Source organism: Dongia sp., from assembly GCF_041909655.1.
In the GTDB taxonomy this organism is placed as follows: domain Bacteria; phylum Pseudomonadota; class Alphaproteobacteria; order Dongiales; family Dongiaceae; genus Dongia.
The window spans coordinates 1-20,051 of sequence record NZ_JAYRDA010000009.1; the positions used below are offsets into that span (position 1 = coordinate 1).

The window sequence follows — 20,051 nt, forward strand, 5'->3', positions numbered from 1 at the left end:
ACGCTCGACCGGCCGAAGGTCAATGCCATCGACATCGAGACCTCGCGCGCGCTGGGCCATGCCTTTTGCGAGCTGCGCGACGATCCGGATCTGCGCGTCGGCATCGTGACCGCGGCCGGCGAGAAGATTTTCTCGGCCGGTTGGGATCTGAAGGCTGCCGCGGCGCAGAATCTGGTCGGCAAATGGTGGAAGCACGATTACGGCCCCGGTTCCTTCGCCGGCTTGACCGAGCTCTGGGATCTCAACAAGCCGGTGATCGCGGCGGTCAATGGATTGTGCATCGGCGGCGGCTGGGAATTGGCGCTGGCCTGCGATCTGGTCATCGCGGCCGAGCATGTCGAGTTCTCGCTGCCCGAATTGCCGCTCGGCATCGTGCCGGATTCCGGCGGCGTGCAGCGCCTGCCCAAGCGCCTGCCGCACAACATCGCCATGGAAATCCTGCTGCTCGGCCGCCGCATGCCGGCGCAGGAAGCCGCGCATTACGGCTTCGTCAACAAGGTGGTGCCGAAGGAAAAGCTGATGGAGGCGGCACGGGAATGGGCCGACCTCATCGCGACCGGCGCGCCGCTCACGGTCCAGGCGCTCAAGGAATGCATCCGCGAGATGGAGGATAAATCGATCCGCGAGAGCTTCGACCTCATCCGCTCGGGCACCATGAAGACCTATGAGGCGGCCGATGAATCCGCCGACGCCAAGGAAGGCGTCAAGGCCTTCGCCGAGAAGCGCAAGGCCGATTTCAAGGGCGGCTGATCGGCGGACCCTCCAACATGAAAAAGGCCGGGAAGAGGGGCTCTTCCCGGCCTTTTTGTTTCCGCGCGCCTTACGCCTCGTGCGGGCGCAGGACGGCGCGGGAGATGATATGGCGCTGGATCTCGGAAGTGCCGTCCCAGATGCGCTCGACGCGGGCGTCGCGCCAGAAGCGCTCGATGCCGGTTTCCTCCATGAGGCCCATGCCGCCGAAAATCTGCACGGCCTGGTCGGTGACCCGTGCGAGCATCTCGGTCGCAAAGAGCTTGGCCATGGCGTAATCCTGGTCCTGGGCATTGCCTTCCGCTGTTTTCCAGGCGGTCTGCAGCACGAGGAGATTGGCCGCCTCGATCTCGGTCGCCATGTCGGCGAGCTTGAAGGAGACGCCCTGGAACTTGCCGATGGTCTGGCCGAATTGCTTGCGCGTGGCGGCCCAGCCGGTGGCCATCTCCATCGCGCGCTGGGCGCGGCCGACACATTGCGCGGCGACGGTGAGGCGTGTGGCGCCCAGCCAGGTATTGGCGACATCGAAGCCGTGATGCACCTCGCCCAGGACCTGGCGCTTGTGGACGCGGCAATTGTTGAACACCAATTCGCAATGGTGGAAGCCGCGATGGCTGACCGAGCGCGAGCCCATGCGGACTTCCAGCCCCGGCGTATCCTTGTCGATGAGGAAACTGGTGATCAGCTTCTTCGGGCCGCGCTTCGTCTCCTCGGTTCCGGACGAGGCGAAGAGGATGATGTAATCGGCGACATCGGCATAGGAGATGAAATGCTTGGTGCCGTTGATGACGAAATCATCGCCTTGCGCCTCGGCGCGGCATTGCATCGAGCGGACGTCGGAGCCGGCATTGGGTTCGGTGATGGCAAGGCATTCCACCCGCTCGCCACGGATGGTGGGGAGCAGATAGCGCTCCTTCTGCTCGTCATTGCAGGCGCGGAGGATGTTGCTCGGTCGATGCACGGCATATTGCAGGGCGAAGGAAGTGCGGCCGAGTTCGCGCTCGAACAAGGTGAAGGCGAAATGGTCGAGGCCGCCGCCGCCCAGTTCCTCGGGCATGTTGACCGCGTAGAAGCCGGATTTGATCGCGCGCTCGTGGATCTGATGGATGAGTTCCGGGCGGACGTGATCGGTCTTCTCGACCTCGTTCTCGAACGGCACGAGTTCCGCTTCCACGAAAGCGCGCGTGGCGTCTACGAGCATCTGCTGCTCGCTGGTCAATCCGAAATTCATGTCACGTCACCCTTTTTTAGGCGGCATTCCGATAGAGCGGCCAGCCTGGGCGGGCCGCGGCAGTTTCGCATGTTCGGCGGCGATCGCCTCGATCCGGGCCAGCACATCCGGCTGGAACGGCGCCACGCGCGGACCGGTCATGTCCATGGAGAGCTGCATCTGCTCGTTGGTCGCGACCGGTTCAGCCTCGTCGCCGCGATACATCGTGTGGAAGATGTGGAGGCGCTTGGCATCGACACCGAGGAAGGTGGTCTCGACGCGCACTTCCGTTCCGACCTTCACCTCTTTCAGATAGTTGAGGTGCAACTCGGCGGTGAACAGCGAGTGATTGCTGCGCTCCCGCCCCGCCGCATCGAGCCCGATCTGGTCCATCATCGCGTCGGTCGCGTGACTGAAGATGACCAGATAGAAGGCATCGTTGAGATGCTTGTTGTAATCGGCCCATTCGGGCCGAACGACCTCTCGATGCGGGCGGAGCAGGGCGCTCATCAAATCAGTCCTCGTACTTCCAGCCGTGCTTGGCCTTGGCCTCGGTGATGGCACCGATCACGCTGATGATGCAATCGTCGCGCAGGCGTTCGAGATCCTTGATCGAATGCTTGCCGGCCTGAGCCCCGGTGCCTTCGACGATCTTGTTGATGAGATCGTCGGTCAAGGGCGGGGCTTTGAGATGGGTCCAGGGCAGGTCCAGCGCCGGGCCGAATTGTTCCAGGAAGTGGCGCATGCCCGCTTCGCCGCCCGCCATGTGATAGATCATGTACATGCCGAAGAACGACCAGCGGATGCCAAAGCCGAAGCGGATCGCGTCATCGAGTTCGCCGGTAGTGCAATAGCCGTCCTTCACCATGTGAAGGCCTTCGCGCCAGACCGCTTCAAGGAGACGGTCGGCGAGGAAGCCCGGGACTTCCTTGCGCACATGGAGCGGGCGCATGCCGAGGCTCTTGTAGAACTCGATCGCGGCGGCGACGGCTTCGGGCGAGGTCCATTTGCTGGGGCAGACTTCAACCAGCGGCAGCAGATAGACCGGGTTGAAGGGATGGCCGACCATGCAGCGTTCGGGATTCTTCGCTTCCTTGTAGAAATCCGAGGGCAGCAGGCCCGAGGTCGAGGAACCGATCATGGCGTCGGGCTTCGCCGCCGCGGTGATCTGGGCATGGAGCTTGGTCTTCAGGTCTTCACGCTCCGGCGCACTCTCCTGGATGAAATCCGCATCCTTCACGGCTTCTTCCACGGTGGCGACGAAGGTGAGGCGGCTCTGGGAAGCGCCGGGCTTCAAGCCGACCTTTTCCAGCGCCGGCCAGGCATTGGCGACATTGGCGCGGAGCTGCGCCTCGGCACCCTTGCCGGGATCCCAGGCGACGACGTCGAGGCCGGCGGCGAGGAACCGCGCGGCCCAGCCCGAGCCGATGACGCCGGTACCGATGATGGCGCATTTCTTGATGTTGGTGATCATGTTCATATGTCCTTGGTCTGTTTAGCCGCGCGCCTTGAGGCCGAGCTTCTTGCGGCCTTCGGCCGGGGTGAGCGGGCGGGCGCCGAGGCGCGTGATGATTTCGCAGGCGCGCTCGGTCAGCGAGCCGTTCGAGGCGTGGACACCCTTGTCCAGCCAGATATTGTCTTCGAGCCCGACGCGCACATGGCCGCCCAGCAACAAAGCCTGCGCCAGCATCGGCATCTGCATGCGGCCGATGCCGAAGCCCGCCCAGATGGCGCCCGCGGGCAGATTGTCGACCATCGCCTTCATCGTGGTGGTGTCGGCGGGAGCGCCCCAGGGAATGCCGAGGCAAAGCTGGAACATCGGGCTGTCGCCGAGGAGGCCTTCCTTCAGCATCTGCTTGGCGAACCACAGATGGCCGGTATCGAAGATCTCGAGCTCGGGCTTCACGCCGAGTTCCATCACCTTCTTGGCACCGGCGCGCAGCATGTTCGGCGTCGAGATATAGGTGTAATCGCCATCGCCGAAATTGAGCGTGCCGCAATCGAGGGTGCAGATTTCGGGGAGCAAGGCTTCGACATGGGCGAGGCGGGTGAGGGGGCCGACGAGGTCGGTCGCCTTGCCGAATTTGAAGGGATCCTCGCCGGCGCCGATTTCAAGATCGCCACCCATCCCAGCGGTGAGGTTGATGATGACGTCCGTCCCGGAGGAACGGATGCGGTCGACCACTTCGCGGTAGAGGTTGACGTCGCGGCTGCCCTTGCCGGTTTCCGGATCGCGCACATGGCAATGCGCCACGGTGGCGCCGGCCTTGGCGGCCTCGATTGCCGCATCGGCGATCTGCTTCGGGGTCACGGGAATGGCCGGGTGCTTGCCCACGGTATCGCCGGCACCGGTGACGGCGCAGGTGACGATCACTTCGTAATTCATGGCTGGCTCTTTCTTTGCGGCATGAAGCTTTGAGAGATTCTGGTTGGCGGCGATGCTGGCCCGGAGGCCTTGCGGCAGGTTGACGCATTCCGACAAGCGCTTGATGAATTCCGCCGCGCCCGCCTTACCGCAGCGACGGCATGATGCCGAGGGCCGGGCGGCGGCGCTCGGCGCTGGGGGCCTTGCCCGCCCAGCCGTGATAGGAACGCGAGAAATGCGCGGCCGAGCCGAAACCGCAGGCGACCGCGACCTCGACGATCGACATATCCGTGTATTGCAGCATCGAGCGCGCCCGCTGCAGGCGGAGGTCGAGATAGTAGCGGCGCGGCGACATGCCGAAGAATTTGTCGAACAGGCGCTCCAATTGCCGCAGCGACAAACCGGCGGTCTTGGCGAGGACCGCACTGGTGACCGGTTCCTCGAGGCGCGATTCCATCAGCTGGATGACGCGCGAGAGGCCGGCATGGCTGATGCCCTGGCGTTCCTTGGGCTCCATGCGCTGGCGGTCTTCGGGCCCGCGGATTTCCGGATGGATGAATTGCTCGGACACAGCGGCGGCGAGGCGGTGGCCGTGCTGGCGCCTGATCATGTGCAGCATCAGGTCGAGGGCGGCGGTGCCGCCGGCGCAGGACCAGCGGTTGCGGTCGATGACATAAAGGGCGTTCTCGACCTCGACCTTGGGGAAAGCTTCGGTAAAACTGTCGAGGCTTTCCCAATGGGTGGTCGTGCGATAGCCATCGAGGAGCCCGGCGCGCGCCAGCAGGAAGGCGCCGGTATCCATGGCGCCGATCTCGATCGCGGCACTGTTCTGGCGCTGCAGCCAATGCTTCAATTGCGCATCGAAATAGCGCAACGGATTGAAGCTGGCGCAGATCACGACCATGTCGTAGGTCGGATGCTTGGCGATCGAATGATCGGCCGCCAGCGACATGTTGTTGGAAGCGGTGACCGGATTGCCGTCCCGCGACAGCACTTCCCAGCGATAGAGTTGCCGGTCGGCCATGCGGTTGGCGACCCGCAGCGGTTCCACCGCCGAGACGAAGGCCATCATCGAGAAAAGCGGCATCAGCAGGAAGCCGATGGTCATCGGTTGGTCGTTATCGGATGTCGGCGGCATGGGTGTGGCGATCGCTTCCGGCCGCTCAACGCGGGCTAGGGAGAGAAATTTGTTGTGGCGCTGCATGATGCAGTGTCGCATACAGGCAAGCAAGGGGATGCGTTGGAACGGGGATGACGTGGGTATGAGCAGGGATAAAGCGCAGCCGGAGCCGGAGGTGGTCGACTTCATCAACGCCTCGGATGCCGTATTTACAGCAGCTTTTGACGCCCTGCCGATTGCCGAGCAGCGCGCTGTCTATGACCGGTTCTGGCAGCGGTTCAATGCGCCGCGACCGGCCGGCGTGACGGTTGACGACATCACCCTGCCGGGGCCGGGCGGCCCCTTGCGGGCCTTGCTGTACCGGCCGGAAGGGGCCGCTGGACTCGTACCGGCGATCGCCTATTTCCATGGCGGCGGCTGGACGCTGGGCTCGCCCGAGAGCCATGACATCGCCACCTCGCGGCTTTCTGCGCAGACAGGTGCCGCGGTCCTCAGCCTCGATTACCGATTGTCGCCGGAGCATCGTTTTCCCGACGCGCTGATGGATTGCCGTGCGAGCCTCGACTGGCTGGTGCAGGAAGGACCGCGTTTCGGCCTCGATCCCGACCGGATCGCGGTGGCTGGCGACAGTGCCGGCGCCAATCTCGCGGCGGCACTTTGCCTGTGGGTGCGGGACCATGGCGGGCCGAAGATCCAGTTTCAGGCCTTGATCTATCCGATGCTGACCTGTCCGGTGGAGCCCGGCAATTCCGGCGGCGTGTCGCCGGAATCCGTCAGTCAGTATCTCCGCGCCTATTTCGGCGGCCGGGCGCTGTGCAATGATCCATATGCGATGCCGCTTTCTGCCAAGTCGCTCGAAAATGTGCCGCCGGCCTACATTGCGACCGCGTCCCTGGACCCCATTATGCTGCATGGCGAACGCTATGCCGAGCGTCTGCGTCATGCTGGCATACCTTGCGATTATAGTTGTGGTTCCGGCCTGCCGCACACTTATCTAAGGGTGCTGCACCAAAGCCGGCAGGCCGCCGCTGAGTTCGCCGCCTTGTGCACTGCCGCAAAGCATGCGCTAACTCCCAATCTGGTGCGAGCCATCTGAAATATCGTTCACGATCCGGCCATTATGTCGCATACCAATGACCGCGTGTCGTAAATCATCAAGAATCCAGAACGCAGCGCCGTAATGATGCGTTACGTTAAGCGAGATGGCATCACCGCTTCAAAGACGGATGAGCCACGGAAAACAGGGTTCGCCGCCGGTCGGCATGGGGTCGGTCGGTTCGGCCGTTAGGGAGAGATAAATATGAATCAATGGGAAGAACTGCAGCAGGCCGCTTTCACCAAGCGGATCTCGCGGCGTGACTTTATGCGCCGTGCGACCGCGCTCGGCGTGTCGACGGCTTTGGCCACCGGCGTGCTGGGGAAGGCCGGCTATGCGCAGGAACCGAAGAAGGGTGGCAAGTTCATCATCGGCCTCGGCCATGGTGCCACGACGGATTCGCTGGATCCGGCGACCTATCCGGACCAGATGACCGGTACGGTCGGCTGGGGCTCGACCGCCAACAGCCTCACCGAGATGGACGAGAAGGGCAATATCGTCGGCGACCTCGCCGAGAGCTTCGAGCCTTCGGCCGATGCCAAGACCTGGACCTTCAAGCTGCGCAACGGCGTTACCTTCCACAACGGCAAGTCCGTGACGGCGGAAGACGTCGTGGCCTCGTATCAGCACCATATGGGCCCGGATTCGAAATCGGCGGCGAAATCGATCGTCGACACGATCACCGAGGTCAAGGCCGACGGCAATAACATCGTCTTCTCCCTGACGGGCGGCAATGCCGACTTCCCCTTCTATGTCAGCGATTATCACCTGCCGATCATGCCGGCCAAGGATGGCAAGGTCGATTGGCAGTCGGGCATCCGCACCGGTCCGTTCGTGCTGGAAAGCTTCGATCCGGGCGTCGGCGCCAAGATGAAGCGCAACGAGAACTACTACAAGGACGTCTGGTTCGACGAGTTCGAAGTGAAAGTCATCGCCGATGTGGCGGCGCGTACCAATGCGCTGACCTCGGGCGAGATCCACTTCATGGATCGTTGCGACCTCAAGACCGTCAATCTGCTGAAGCGCAACAAGGAACTGACGATCAATCAGGTGACCGGTTACGGCCACTACATCTTCGTCATGAACACCCAGGTGGCGCCGTTCGACAACCCGGACGTCCGCAACGCGCTGAAATACGCGATCGATCGTGACGAAATCCTGCAGAAGGTGTTCCTGGGCTATGGCTCGGTGGGTAACGACAACCCGATCGCGCCCAGCGTCCAGTATGCGATCAATCCCGAGCCGGTCCATTCGTACAATCCGGACATGGTCAAGGAACTCCTGAAGAAAGCGGGCCTCGACAGCCTGTCGGTCGACCTCTCGGTCTCCGATGCCGCCTTCTCGGGCGCGGTGGATGCCGGCACCCTCTTCAAGGAGAGCGCTGCCAAGGCCGGCATCAACATCAACGTCATCCGCGAAGCGGACGATGCCTATTGGGACGCCGTCTGGCTGAAGAAGCCGTTCGTCGCTTCCTATTGGAACGGCCGTCCGGTCCAAGACTGGATGTTCACCACGGCCTATGCGGCGGACGCCGCCTGGAACGACACGTTCTGGAAGAATCCGCGTTTCAACGAGCTGCTGGTCGCGGCCCGTTCGGAAACGGATTCCACCAAGCGCGCGGCCCAGTATGCCGAGATGCAGCAGCTCGTCCATGACGATGGCGGCCTCATCAACATCGTCTTCAACTCCTACATCAGTGCCAATTCGAACAAGGTCGCCCATGGCGAAATGCTGTCGAACTGGGATGTCGACGGGATGAAGATCGCCTCGCGTTGGTGGTTCGCCTAATATCGGCTTGAGGTGAGGCCGGGCCGCAGCCCTTTGGGCCGCGGCCCGGCCGAACTCATTCCGAAGCCATGCAGTCAAGCTAGCAAATGAATTATTGGGGAGGCACCGCGGGGCAGGCGGTGCGGGACGCGATGCATCCAATCCTTCGAACGGTCTTGCAGCGATTGGGACTGGGCGTCTTGACCCTGTTCATCGTCTCGCTGGTGATCTTCTCGCTCATCGAAATGCTGCCCGGCAATTTCGCCAAGCGCATCCTGGGCCAGGCCGCGACGCCGGAAACGGTCGCCGCCTTCGAGAAGGAAATCGGCCTCGACAAGCCGCCTGTCGAACGTTACGTGAGCTGGATCGGTGACGTGGTGACCGGCGAATTCGGCAATTCCTTCACCAGCCGCGTCGGCTATCAGCGCAAGGTCGCGGACCTCATCGTGCCGCGCCTGAAGAACACGCTGTTCCTGGCCAGCATGACCGCCGCCGTTGCCGTGCCGCTGGCGTTGATGCTGGGTATCCTGGCGGCGCTTTACCGAAATTCCTGGTTCGATCGCGTGGTCAATTCCGCGACCCTGACCACGATCTCGATGCCGGAATTCTTCATGGCTTATATCCTGATGCTGTTCCTGGCGGTCAATTGGCAGCTCTTCCCGAGCTTGGCGTCGGTCGATCACGACACGCCGCTTTGGGAGCGCATCTATCGCTGCACCTTGCCGGCGCTGACGCTGACCCTGGTGATTGTGGCACACATGATGCGCATGACCCGGGCCGCCATCATCAACCTGCTCGCCAGCCCCTATATCGAAATGGCGCGCCTTAAAGGCATCAGCAAGTCGCGCGTGATCCTGCATCATGCCTTGCCCAATGCCTGGGCGCCGATCGTCAACGTGATCGCCTTCAACCTTGCCTATCTCATCGTTGGCGTGGTGGTGGTCGAGGCGGTCTTCACCTATCCCGGCATCGGGCAGTTGATGGTCGACGCGGTGCGCACCAAGGACATGCCGGTGGTACAAGCCTGTGCGCTGATCTTCGCCGCGACCTATATTCTGCTCAACCTGCTGGCGGACATTATCTCGATCGCCACCAATCCACGCCTGTTGCATCCACGATGAGCTGGGCGCAGGCGGAGAAGGGCGACATGATGAACATCGATCTCTGCGTGGGGAACAGGCATGAGTGACGCAGCAGCATTGACCAAGACACCGCGCGCCCGACGCTCCAAGATCGAGGCAGCCTTGCGTGAATTGCGCAAGGCGCCGTGGAGTGCCTGGTTCGGCATGATCGTGCTTTCCGGCTATATCATCGTCGCCTTGTTCGCGCCGATGATCGCGCCGCACGGTGAATCCGAAGTGGTGAGCAACGAGCCCTTTGCCGTCTGGAGCGACGAGTTCTGGTTCGGCACGGATCAGCTCGGTCGCGACATGCTCTCGCGCATGATCTATGCCGCCCGGAACTCGATGGGCATCGCCTTTGCCGCGACCGCGGTCGCCTTTCTGACCGGCGGGTTGCTTGGCATCGTGGCCGCCCTGCTGCGCGGCTGGGTCGATCAGATCGCCAGCCGACTGGTCGATGCCGTGATGGCGATCCCCAGCCTGATCTTCGCCCTGATGGTGTTGGCGATTTTCGAACAGCCGACGGCGCTCAACATCATCCTGGTGATCGGTTTCGTCGACGCGACCCGCGTCTTCCGTCTGACCCGCGCCGTCGCCATGAATGTGGTGGCGCTGGATTTTGTCGAAGCCGCGAAACTCAGAGGCGAAAAAACCGGCTGGATCGTGTTCCGCGAAATCGTGCCGAATATTCTGCCGCCCCTCATTACGGAATTCGGTCTCCGGTACTGCTTTGTGTTTCTCACCATCAGTTCGCTGTCTTTCCTCGGCCTTGGCCTGCAGCCACCGACGGCCGATTGGGGCCTGATGGTGAAGGAAACGGCGACGCTTATCACCTATGGCGACATCACCCCGCTGCTGCCGGCGGGTGCCATCGCCTTGCTGACCGTCTCGATCAATTTCGTCGTCGACTGGTTCCTTCACAAGACAAGCGGGTTGCGCGATGGCCAATGACAACATGAAGCAGCCGGCGCGGGAGAAGGGCTCGGTCCTTCTCGAGATCAAGGATCTCCGCATCGAAGGCGAGAGCGACGACGTCTGGCACAAGATCGTCAAGGGGGTCAGCCTGACCCTGCGGCGCGGTGAAGTGCTGGGCCTCATCGGCGAATCCGGCGCCGGCAAATCGACGCTGGGCATCGCCGCCATGGGTTTCGCCCGGCCGGGTTGCCGCTTTACCGGCGGCAGTATCGTGTTCGACGGCATCGATTTGATGAAAGCGAGCGAGGAGGAGCGGCGCAAGCTGCGCGGTTCGCGCATCTCCTATGTCGCGCAAAGTGCGGCCGCTGCTTTCAATCCGGCCCATCGCCTCATCGATCAAACCACCGAGACGGAAGTTCAGCACGGGATCCGCAGCGGCAAGGCCGCGGTTACCGATGCGCAGGATCTCTATGGTCGTCTGCGTCTCCCCAATCCGACGACGATCGGCGAGCGTTACCCGCATCAGGTCTCGGGCGGCCAGTTGCAGCGCGTGATGACGGCGATGGCGATCACCTGCCGGCCAGATCTCATCATTTTCGACGAGCCGACCACCGCCCTCGATGTCACCACCCAGGTCGAGGTGCTGGCGTCGATCCGCTCGATCGTCGAGGAATTCAACACGGCGGCGATCTATATCACCCACGACCTCGCGGTCGTGGCACAGATGGCACATCGCATCATGGTGCTGCGTCACGGCAATCTGGTTGAGGAAGCGCCGACGCGCGAGATGCTGACGGCGCCCAAGGAAGATTATACGAAATCGCTTTGGGCAGTGCGCGGCCTTGCCAAGCCAGAGCAATCCAATGACGACACCATCCTCAGCATCGAGCATGTCGATGCGGCCTATGGTAATGCGGTCAAGATCCTGGACGATGTCTCGGTCCGCATCCCCCGCGGCCGCACGGTCGCGGTGGTGGGTGAATCCGGCTCGGGAAAATCGACCCTGGCCCGCGTCGTCACCGGTCTGCTGCCGCCCAGCAAGGGCCAGGTTTTGTTCAACGGCCAGCCTCTGCCGCCGTCGCTGAAACAGCGCGACAAGGAATTGCTGCGCCGCATCCAGATGATCTATCAGAGCCCCGACACGGCGCTCAATCCGCGGCACCGCATCTACGACATCATCGGCCGGCCGCTGCAATTCTATCATGGCCTCCATGGGAACAAGCTGGAGCAGCGGATCGTCGATCTTCTGAAGATGATCGAGCTCGACGAGAGCTATATCGACCGTCTGCCGAGCGAGATTTCCGGCGGCCAGAAGCAGCGCGTCTGTATCGCGCGGGCTCTGGCGGCCGAGCCGGAACTCATCATCTGCGACGAAGTCACCTCGGCGCTCGATCAGATCGTGCAGGAAGAAATCCTCAAATTGCTGCTGCGCCTGCAGGCGGAGTTCGACATTTCCTATATGTTCATCACCCATGACATCGCGACGGTGCGCGCCATTGCCGACGAGATCGTGGTCATGAACCAGGGCAAGGTCGTGCAGCAGGGGCCAAAGACAGAGGTGCTTTCCCCGCCTTATCCTGCCTATACTGAGCTCTTGTTGTCGTCGGTTCCGGAAATGGACCCCGACTGGCTGACCAATCTCCTCGAGAAGAGGCGGGTCAAGAGCAAGTGAGTGGATCATGGCGGTTGCAGTTGAAACCCCTCTGAAAGTCGAGACTACCGAACATTTCTGGATCACCTTGAAGGATGGCTGCCGGTTGGCAGCGCGCCTCTGGCTGCCCCAGGGTGCTGCCAAGAAGCCGGTTCCGGCGATCCTCGAATACATTCCCTATCGCAAGCGCGACGGCACCCGTTCGCGCGACGAGCCGATGCACGGCTATTTCGCCGGCCATGGCTATGCCGTCTTGCGCGTCGATATGCGCGGTTCGGGCGAGAGCGACGGGTTGATGTGGGACGAGTACCTGAAACAGGAGCAGGACGACGCCCTCGAAGTCATCGACTGGATGGCGGCGCAATCCTGGTGCGACGGCAATGTCGGCATGATGGGCAAGTCCTGGGGCGGGTTCAACTGCCTCCAGGTGGCGGCGCTACGGCCCAAGGCGTTGAAGGCCGTGCTCTCGGTCTGCTCGACCGATGACCGCTATGCCGACGACATCCATTACATGGGCGGGTGCCTGCTCAACGACAATCTGTGGTGGGGCACCATCATGCTGGCCTATCAGGCGCGGCCGGCGGATCCCGAACTCTTCGGCGAGGGCTGGCGCGAAAATTGGCGCGAGCGGCTGGAGACCATGCCGTTCTGGCCGGCGCTTGCCATGCATCACCAGCGCCGCGATTCCTATTGGCAGCATGGTTCGATTTGCGAGGATTGGGACGCGATCCAGGTGCCGGTCTATCTAATCGGTGGCTGGGTCGATTCCTATACCAACACGGTCCCGCGCATGCTTGAGCGCCTGAAGGTGCCGCGCAAAGGCGTCATCGGCCCCTGGGCGCATATCTATCCGCAGGACGGGACGCCGGGACCGGCGATCGGCTTCCTGCAGGATGCGGTGGCCTGGTGGGATCGCTGGCTGAAGGGCAGCAGCAATGGCGTCGAGAACGAACCGATGCTGCGCGCATGGCTGCAGGAATACACGCCGCCGGAAACGACGCGGCTTTCGCATCCCGGCCATTGGGTGGCCGAACAGAGCTGGCCGTCGCCCGGCATCGAGCCGACGCATTTTTATCTCAACAAGGACGGGCTCGCCGCCGTGGGCGGTGCCGAGGAAACAGTGCCCTTGTGCTCGCCGCAGCATCTGGGGCTTGCCGGCGGCGAATGGATGGGCGCTGGTTGCGTCGGCGAATTGCCGGGCGATCAGCGGATCGATGATGGCGGCTCGCTAGTCTTCGACACGGCGCCGCTCAACGAGGCGATGCAGATTCTGGGTGCACCGGAACTGGAGCTGGAATTCACCAGCGACAAACCGGTGGCGCAACTTTGCGCGCGCCTCTCAGACGTGGCGCCCGACGGCAAGGCGCTCCGCGTCAGCTTTCAGGTAATCAATCTCACGCATCGGGACAGTCATGCCGCGCCGACGCCATTGGTTCCCGGCAAGCGCTATAAGCTGAAACTGATCCTGAATGCCTGCGCTCATCGCTTCGCAGCCGGTCATCGCCTGCGCATCTCGCTTTCCAGCGCCTATTGGCCGCTGATCTGGCCGTCACCGGCAGCGGCGACGCTGGGCATCGTTACCGGCGTGAGCCGTCTCACGCTGCCGCATCGGCGGCCACAATCGATTGATGGCTCCGAGCCTTTCGCCAAGCCCGAGGCGGCGAAGGCGACGCCGGTTACGCAGGTCAGCGAAGGCAGCGTCACGCGCAGCGTCAGCTTCGATATCAGTTCAGGCGCCGTCACGACGGTTACCGATACCGAGGGCGTCTTCGGCGAGGGCCGCCAGCGCTTCGACGAGATTGGCACGGAAGTGCTGCACAATATCCGCCGCGAGTTGAAGATCGCGCCCGACGATCCGCTTTGTGCGTCCTATGCCTGCCAGCAGACCTATGTGCAATCGCGGCCCGGCTGGGATATCCGCATCGAGGTGAAGACCCGCATGCATGCGGATGCGGATTTCTTCTATGTCAGCGGCGATCTCGATGCCTTCGAGAACGGCGACCGTTTCGTCAGCCGCGAATGGCAGGAAAAGATCAAGCGCGATCTCGTCTAGAGCTCGATTTTCTTCCCCAGGCGGCCGGCGAGATCCTGGATGAATTGCCAGGCGACGCGGCCGGAACGGGCGCCGCGCGTCATCGACCATTCGACGGCTTGCGCCTGGACTTCCTCGGCGGGCAGATCGAGGCCGAAGCTGCGGCAATACCCGTCGATGATCGCGAAATAGGTTTCCTGGTCGCAATTGTGGAAGCCCAGCCACAGGCCGAAGCGATCCGAGAGCGAGACCTTTTCCTCGACGGCTTCGGAGGGATTGATCGCGGTCGAGCGTTCGTTCTCGATCATGTCGCGCGGCATCAGATGTCGCCGGTTCGAGGTGGCGTAGAAGAGAACGTTGGTCGGCCGGCCTTCGATGCCGCCTTCCAGCACCGCCTTCAGCGATTTGTAGCTGGCATCGGCCGCATCGAAGGAAAGATCGTCGCAGAAGATGACGCTGCGATGCGGCGCCGCGCGCAGCAAGGTCAGCAGGCGGGGCAGGGTGACCAGATCCTCGCGGTGGATCTCGATCAGCTTCAGCGGCGATTTGATGGCGAGATTGATGGCGGCATGAACCGCCTTCACCAGCGAACTCTTGCCGGTTCCGCGCGCACCCCACAGAAGAGCGTTATTGGCCGGCAGCCCTTCGGCAAAGCGCCGCGTGTTGTCGAGGAGGATGTCCTTGTTGCGATCGATCCCCTGCAACAGGTTGATATGAACCCGCGACACGGCCGGGATCGGTTCCAGCCAGGATGTCTCGGCATGCCAGACGAAGGCGTCGGCGGCGGAAAAATCGATCGGCTTGGCCCGGGTCGGCGCCAGCCGTTCGAGGCTGTCGGCAATGCGTTCTAGCAAGGGGCGAATTTCGTCGATGCTCATCTGTCTGTCCTTATGGATCAGCAGATTTCTAGCGGCTTCGCGGCTTTCACGCCAGTCCCCAGGCCAGAGTCCCCGGGCTAGAGCGACCACGGTCGTTGCGGGTCGTCCATGCGGTAGTGAATATAGCCGAACAGGGCTTCGATCTCGCCGCCGCCACGGCGCAGCGGCAGCAGCAGGATCAAATAATCGACATGGTCGCGGCTGTTGTCGCGCACCCAGCGCAGGCTGTCATGGCGCAGCGCCACAATTCCCGCGGCGGCGTCGAGATGATGTTGCCAGATATGATGGTAGGCCTCGGTGCTCGGAACCATCTCGCTGAGGAGCGATCCTTTGTAGTCGACGCCGTCGATAGCGACGATGGCGGTACCGAGGAGTCGATAGTGGAAGTCGTAGGCCGGTTGGCCGATCACGTCGATCAGCAGGACATTCGGCAGGAGCTTGGGAATTTCCACGGGATCGATGGCAGCGCGATCGGGTGGCCTTTCGTCAATGCGTTTCGATTGCCAATAGGCCAGGAAGGCGCGCAGATCCGCATGTTCGGGGGCGGCCATGATCGCGTCGAATTCCGGTGTGCCAGATGCCAGCCGCGCCGTCGGCGCGGTCTCGATCAGCACTGGCATCATGGAATGCTGCACACTGACACCCTTGGTTATCCAAGTGCGGCGTAGCTAAACCTGAACCGAATCTTGGTTACGGTCCGTTAACCATAGTGCGGCGGCGATGCCTCAGAGTCAAACGCCGATGACGACCGCTTCGGCCGCAGCCCAAAAGGTCACGATCATCGGCATGACGGCGCGGGCGAGCTCATCGGTCGGCAGATGACCGGCTTCCGGCAGAACATGCAGCCGGGCATTGGGAATGAACTCGGTAATTGCCATCGCCTGCGACAATGAAATCACCGGATCTCTGGCGCCATGGATGCCCAGATAGGGCGCTGTCATGCAGTGCAATATCGATTGTCTGTCGCCGCCGGCGCGCATGGCACAAGCCTGGCGCCAGATTCCGGCGGGACGATAGGCGCGTTCGAGCGAAGCGATTGCCGCGGCGCGCCGCAGATGGATGTCGGGCAGGGGGAGATTGCCGGCATAGGCCGTTTCGGCCGCCAGCATCTGCCGGATTTGTTGTTCGGGGTCAGGCGCGTGGACAATGGAGCGGCGCATATGCGCTTCGGCATTTTCCTGCATCGCGAGCCAGGGCTGACCGGCCGACGTCATCAACCCGACAATGCTGGCGACCCGGTCCGGTGCTTGCACAGCAAGTATCTGCGCGATCATGCCGCCCATCGAATAGCCGATGAGATGCGCGCGCGGAATCGCGCAGGCATCCAGGAGAGCCAGGGCATCCGCCGCCATCGCAGCCAGGTCATAGGCAGGTGGTTGCGGCAGCTCGTGCCAGCCGGGAAAATCCTCGGGCCTCAGGGCTGGATCGCTGGCGGGGCCACAGAGCGACGACAAGCCGGCATCGCGATTGTCGAAGACGATGGCGCGGCGTGTCGCAGCAATGCCGTCGATCAGCGGATCGGGCCATTCCGTCGCCTGCATGCCGAGCCCCTGGATCAGCAGGACAGGGAGGGCGTTGCTGTCTGTTCCTTGGCTCGGAAACGCGTCGAACCAGAGTGACAGACCGCCGGTTTCAATCAGGGACATGGCGGTCTGTCGTCTGTTTTCGTCAGAGCCCGAGAGCCGATTTCACGGCGGGGAGGCCGTCGGCACCTTCAAAGGTCGTGACGCCCTTGAGCCAGCCGTCCAGATAATCTGGATGCGCCGCCAGGGTCTTCTTCGCGGCTTCGGTTGCGCCGAGATTGTCGCGGATCAGATAGGCCATGCCTTCGTTTTCAAGTGCTAGGTCAAAGGTGACGTTCTTCAACAACGCGGCCACATTCGGGCATTCTTCCAGATAACCTTGGCGCACCTGGGTGTGCACGGTCGCTGCACCAAGATTCGGCCCGTAATAGGCGTCGCCGCCGGTCAGGTAGGCGAGTTGGAAATCGTTGTTCATCGGATGCGGCGCCCAGCCCTGGAACACAACCCATTCCTTGTTGCGCACCGCCTTGTCGACCTGGCTCAGCATGCCCTGTTCGCTCGATTCAATGACCTCCCAGTCATCCAGCTTGAAAGCCGGGTCCTTGACGATGTCGAACATCAGTTGATTGGAGCCGGGTTCGATCCCGTACATTTTCCGTTCGAACTTTTCGGCATGCGCGGCGAGATCGGCGATGTCCTTGACGCCGGCATCGAAGACATATTGCGGCACGGCGAAGGTGTATTTGGCGCCCTCCAGATTCTGGTGCACCGTCTCGACCGATCCGTCCGCCTTGTAGGGGTCGTAATAGGTCACCATGGCGGGATCCCAATAGCCCATGAAGACGTCGAGATCCTTGTTCTTGAGGCTCTGATAGATGATGTCGAGGCCGAGCAAATCGGAACGCGCCTCATAGCCGAGCGCACTCAGGACCGTCTGCATGATCCCGGTGGTGAAGGTGAGGTCGTTCCAGCCCGGCTCGGCCAGGCGGACCTGCCGGCAGGCTTCCGGCTCGGCGGCCTGTGCCGTTCCGAGATGGGCGATGAACAAGGCGGCGGCGCCCGCCAGCAAGGAATGTCTGCGCATAAATCGTCTCCCTCATGAAGCCGCGATAGATTATTGACCGTATGGTCTGTTTATTATCCCTGTGGTCAATTTATAGTCCAGTTGGACAATTCCGGCAAGCCCGGCTCATAATGGGGCGAAAATCACGGAGAGTCGGATTGCCGCGCCTCAGCATCGAACAATTGCGCCGCCAGGAACTGGCCGAAGCCGCCTATGAAATCCTTCAGGAGGAAGGCATCGCCGGGACGACTTTGGCCAAGGTGGCTGAGCGGGCCGGCATGTCGAAGGGCATCGTGCTGCATTATTTCCGCGGCAAGGACGAATTGCTGGAAGTCGTCATGCGGCATGCCAACAGCCTGCTGCGCGACGAGGTCATTCGCCTGATGGGCGAGGCCCAGGGACCTCGGGCGCGCATCGATGCGATCATCGCCGGCAATTTCTCGCCCAAATTCTTCAAGCCGGAAATCTGCAATGCCTGGCTCTCACTCTGCGCCGAGGTGCCGCGTAATGCGAAATTCGCCCGCATCCAGCGGGCGATCCATGCGCGGATGCGCAGCAACCTTCTTTCCGGATTGCGGCACCTGCTGCCGCCGGAAAAGCGCGAGGCAGCGGTCATCGGCATTACCGCGATGATCGACGGGCTGTGGCTGCGTTTCGGCCTCACGCAGAATGGCCTCGCCGAGACGGGCCTGAGCCTGGAACAGGCCATGGCGCAGATGGAAAGCCTTGTGACGCAACATCTCGGCCCACACCGCTAGCGTCGGATATTGCAACGCAGCGTGGTTTGGTCTACCACCTAATCAGGTTGTCCCCACTCGCTGACGCGATGTCGAGCGAGCTCATGCCACAGAACTGTGTAGTGGGGATGACCGCGCCAATCGTCAGCATCATAAGGCTCTATATCCGCGTGGCTTTGCTGCGGCGGCGCCTGCATGTTCCTGGGTATCATGGCCTGGGATATTGAGGGGCTGTTCCGGCGTCATGCGGGTGCCATTGCGCGCTCCTTGCGCCGCCGCGGCCACACGCCGGAGACAGCCGCCGATCTCACGCAGGACGCCTTTGTGCGTTTGATGAATGCCAGCCCGGCGGGGACGGGGGACGCCGACAATTCCTCCGCCTATCTCTATCAGATCGCCCGCAACCTATCGATCGACCTCAACCGCCGTGCGCAGCGCGTCGAATACACAAGCATGCCCGAGGATGCCTTCGCGCAGATCGCCGATCCATCCCCGTCCCAGGAAGACATCGTCTATGACCGGGAGCGACTGGCCATTGTCGAGAGGGCGCTGCGGGAATTGCCGGATAAAACGCGCCGGGCCTTCGAGATGTATCGCCTGGGCGAGCGGACATTGAGCGAGGTCGGAGCCGAGCTCAACCTCTCGACCACGCGAACCTGGACCTTGATCCGTCAGGCTTATCTGCATCTGCGCGCCCGTCTCAATGACGATTCGCCCTAATTTCCGTCATTCTGGAGGGAAATTGCCTTTCCCTCATTCGTATTAGGTTATGCGGGCAAATCCGCCCGTGGGAACGAGACGCAGCCATCCATGAAGCGGAAAGACATGACGCAACCGCCGCCGGGCGACGGCAAATTGTTCGGGGAGGCCCTCGACCTTTGCATCCATCTTCAGAACGATCCGGCAAACCCGATCGTGCGGGAACTGGTCCAACGCTGGCGCGCACTGGATCCCGCGCGGGAAGCCGTCTGGGCCGAGGTCGTTGAAATTCATGGCATGGCCGGCAAGGTCATCACCGACCGGCACAGGGCGATACGGGCGAGGGCAGCCACGACGCGCCGCAATGTCATGCTGGGAGCTGCCGGTCTTGTCGCCGCGGGTTTGGGTGCCGCCCTGGGGCCGCGTGCCGTTACCAGGCTGCGTGCCGATCAGGTGACGGCAACGGGTGAAATCCGCGATGTGCAGCTCGCGGACGGCACCATGGCAATGCTCGGCCCCGACAGTGCGATGAGATCGGATTTCACGGCCGATCGGCGCCGCGTGGAACTGCTGTCGGGCATGGCGTATTTCGCTGTCGCCGAAGATGCCGGTCGGCCGTTTCAGGGAATTGTTGGAGACCTCAGCGCGACGGCGCTGGGCACCGCTTTCGAGATCGGCGGCGATGCCGGCTATCTGACCGTGGCGGTCGAAAGGGGCGAGATCGAGATCGGCATCCCGCATGCGCCGGACGAAAGATTGGGTCCCGGAGCGTGGCTGGCCTGGGACAGCGATACCGGCCGTATCGCGCGCGGCGAGCGAAACCCGGGGCAGGTCGCGGCCTGGCGGAGCGGCATTATCATCGCCGATGGCGAGCCACTCTCTTCCGTGATCGCCCGGATCTATCGCTGGCAGACAGGCCGGGTCGTGATTGCCGAACCGGATTTCGGTGCGCGCCGTGTCAGTGGCGTCTTCGATGTCCACAATCCGATCCTGGCGCTTGAAGCCGTCCTGCAGCCGCATGGCGGCAAGCTCCACCGGATTTCGCCCTGGCTGAGTGTCGTGTCCACTATTTGAAAATAATTCGCAACTGAAGAGAAAACTCCGCCGGCCAGATCGTTTCAATC

19 protein-coding genes are annotated in these 20,051 nt (G+C 62.4%); 10 read left to right on the forward strand and 9 right to left on the reverse strand.

The window, feature by feature from the left end; all coding sequences use genetic code 11:
* On the forward strand, positions 1 to 750 hold a 750-nt coding region (locus ACE3PR_RS16980; RefSeq protein WP_374374364.1), incomplete at its 5' end, for an enoyl-CoA hydratase-related protein.
* Positions 751 to 820: 70 nt separating this feature from the next.
* On the opposite strand, the gene ACE3PR_RS16985 is transcribed toward ACE3PR_RS16980, so the two are convergent.
* The 5 genes from ACE3PR_RS16985 to ACE3PR_RS17005 are packed head-to-tail and all read right to left on the reverse strand — an operon-like array spanning position 821 to position 5,529.
* Complete coding sequence (locus ACE3PR_RS16985) at positions 821 to 1,981, reverse strand: acyl-CoA dehydrogenase family protein (protein ID WP_374374366.1); 1,161 nt, start codon at positions 1,979 to 1,981, stop codon at positions 821 to 823.
* A 6-nt stretch (positions 1,982 to 1,987) separates the two neighbouring features.
* Positions 1,988 to 2,470: a thioesterase family protein gene (locus ACE3PR_RS16990; protein ID WP_374374368.1), complete on the reverse strand. Its 483-nt coding sequence runs from the start codon at positions 2,468 to 2,470 to the stop codon at positions 1,988 to 1,990.
* Between the two features lie 4 nt (positions 2,471 to 2,474).
* The gene (locus tag ACE3PR_RS16995) at positions 2,475 to 3,434 is read right to left on the reverse strand and encodes an L-carnitine dehydrogenase (RefSeq protein WP_374374370.1); all 960 of its coding nucleotides are present in this window, start codon (positions 3,432 to 3,434) and stop codon (positions 2,475 to 2,477) included.
* 21 nt (positions 3,435 to 3,455) lie between these two features.
* Complete coding sequence (locus tag ACE3PR_RS17000) at positions 3,456 to 4,442, reverse strand: 3-keto-5-aminohexanoate cleavage protein (protein WP_374374373.1); 987 nt, start codon at positions 4,440 to 4,442, stop codon at positions 3,456 to 3,458.
* Between the two features lie 28 nt (positions 4,443 to 4,470).
* Complete coding sequence (locus tag ACE3PR_RS17005) at positions 4,471 to 5,529, reverse strand: GlxA family transcriptional regulator (protein WP_374374375.1); 1,059 nt, start codon at positions 5,527 to 5,529, stop codon at positions 4,471 to 4,473.
* 58 nt (positions 5,530 to 5,587) lie between these two features.
* Between ACE3PR_RS17005 and ACE3PR_RS17010 the strand changes: the two genes are divergently transcribed.
* The 6 genes from ACE3PR_RS17010 to ACE3PR_RS17035 all read left to right on the forward strand — a co-directional run bounded on the left by ACE3PR_RS17010 (position 5,588) and on the right by ACE3PR_RS17035 (position 14,048).
* Entirely contained in the window at positions 5,588 to 6,541 is a 954-nt protein-coding gene (locus ACE3PR_RS17010; protein WP_374374378.1) for an alpha/beta hydrolase, read from the forward strand.
* A gap of 204 nt (positions 6,542 to 6,745) precedes the next feature.
* Positions 6,746 to 8,329, forward strand: coding sequence for an ABC transporter substrate-binding protein (locus ACE3PR_RS17015; RefSeq protein ID WP_374374380.1), 1,584 nt, complete (start codon positions 6,746 to 6,748; stop codon positions 8,327 to 8,329).
* A gap of 131 nt (positions 8,330 to 8,460) precedes the next feature.
* Entirely contained in the window at positions 8,461 to 9,429 is a 969-nt protein-coding gene (locus ACE3PR_RS17020; protein ID WP_374374382.1) for an ABC transporter permease, read from the forward strand.
* Positions 9,430 to 9,489: 60 nt separating this feature from the next.
* Positions 9,490 to 10,380, forward strand: coding sequence for an ABC transporter permease (locus tag ACE3PR_RS17025; RefSeq protein ID WP_374374384.1), 891 nt, complete (start codon positions 9,490 to 9,492; stop codon positions 10,378 to 10,380).
* Positions 10,370 to 12,016 (forward strand): ABC transporter ATP-binding protein, encoded by a 1,647-nt coding sequence (locus ACE3PR_RS17030; protein ID WP_374374386.1) that lies wholly within the window; start codon positions 10,370 to 10,372, stop codon positions 12,014 to 12,016. Before ACE3PR_RS17025 ends, ACE3PR_RS17030 begins: the two co-directional genes overlap by 11 nt.
* Positions 12,017 to 12,023: 7 nt before the next feature.
* Complete coding sequence (locus tag ACE3PR_RS17035; protein WP_374374388.1) at positions 12,024 to 14,048, forward strand: CocE/NonD family hydrolase; 2,025 nt, start codon at positions 12,024 to 12,026, stop codon at positions 14,046 to 14,048.
* Here the strand turns inward: ACE3PR_RS17035 and ACE3PR_RS17040 are convergent.
* The 4 genes from ACE3PR_RS17040 to choX all read right to left on the reverse strand — a co-directional run bounded on the left by ACE3PR_RS17040 (position 14,045) and on the right by choX (position 17,512).
* On the reverse strand, positions 14,045 to 14,905 hold the full coding sequence (locus ACE3PR_RS17040) for an ATP-binding protein (protein WP_374374391.1): 861 nt from the start codon (positions 14,903 to 14,905) through the stop codon (positions 14,045 to 14,047). The genes ACE3PR_RS17035 and ACE3PR_RS17040 overlap by 4 nt on opposite strands.
* A gap of 77 nt (positions 14,906 to 14,982) precedes the next feature.
* Positions 14,983 to 15,528: a PAS domain-containing protein gene (locus tag ACE3PR_RS17045; RefSeq protein WP_374374393.1), complete on the reverse strand. Its 546-nt coding sequence runs from the start codon at positions 15,526 to 15,528 to the stop codon at positions 14,983 to 14,985.
* Positions 15,529 to 15,636: 108 nt separating this feature from the next.
* Entirely contained in the window at positions 15,637 to 16,551 is a 915-nt protein-coding gene (locus tag ACE3PR_RS17050; protein WP_374374395.1) for an alpha/beta fold hydrolase, read from the reverse strand.
* 22 nt (positions 16,552 to 16,573) lie between these two features.
* On the reverse strand, positions 16,574 to 17,512 hold the full coding sequence (gene choX / locus ACE3PR_RS17055) for a choline ABC transporter substrate-binding protein (protein WP_374374398.1): 939 nt from the start codon (positions 17,510 to 17,512) through the stop codon (positions 16,574 to 16,576).
* 137 nt (positions 17,513 to 17,649) lie between these two features.
* Between choX and betI the strand changes: the two genes are divergently transcribed.
* The 3 genes from betI to ACE3PR_RS17070 all read left to right on the forward strand — a co-directional run bounded on the left by betI (position 17,650) and on the right by ACE3PR_RS17070 (position 20,001).
* Positions 17,650 to 18,249, forward strand: coding sequence for a transcriptional regulator BetI (gene betI / locus ACE3PR_RS17060; RefSeq protein WP_374374401.1), 600 nt, complete (start codon positions 17,650 to 17,652; stop codon positions 18,247 to 18,249).
* A gap of 174 nt (positions 18,250 to 18,423) precedes the next feature.
* Complete coding sequence (locus tag ACE3PR_RS17065) at positions 18,424 to 18,948, forward strand: RNA polymerase sigma factor (RefSeq protein WP_374374403.1); 525 nt, start codon at positions 18,424 to 18,426, stop codon at positions 18,946 to 18,948.
* Positions 18,949 to 19,038: 90 nt separating this feature from the next.
* A complete protein-coding gene (locus ACE3PR_RS17070; protein ID WP_374374406.1) occupies positions 19,039 to 20,001 on the forward strand; it encodes a FecR family protein in 963 nt (320 codons plus the stop codon).
* Positions 20,002 to 20,051 lie beyond the last annotated feature (50 nt).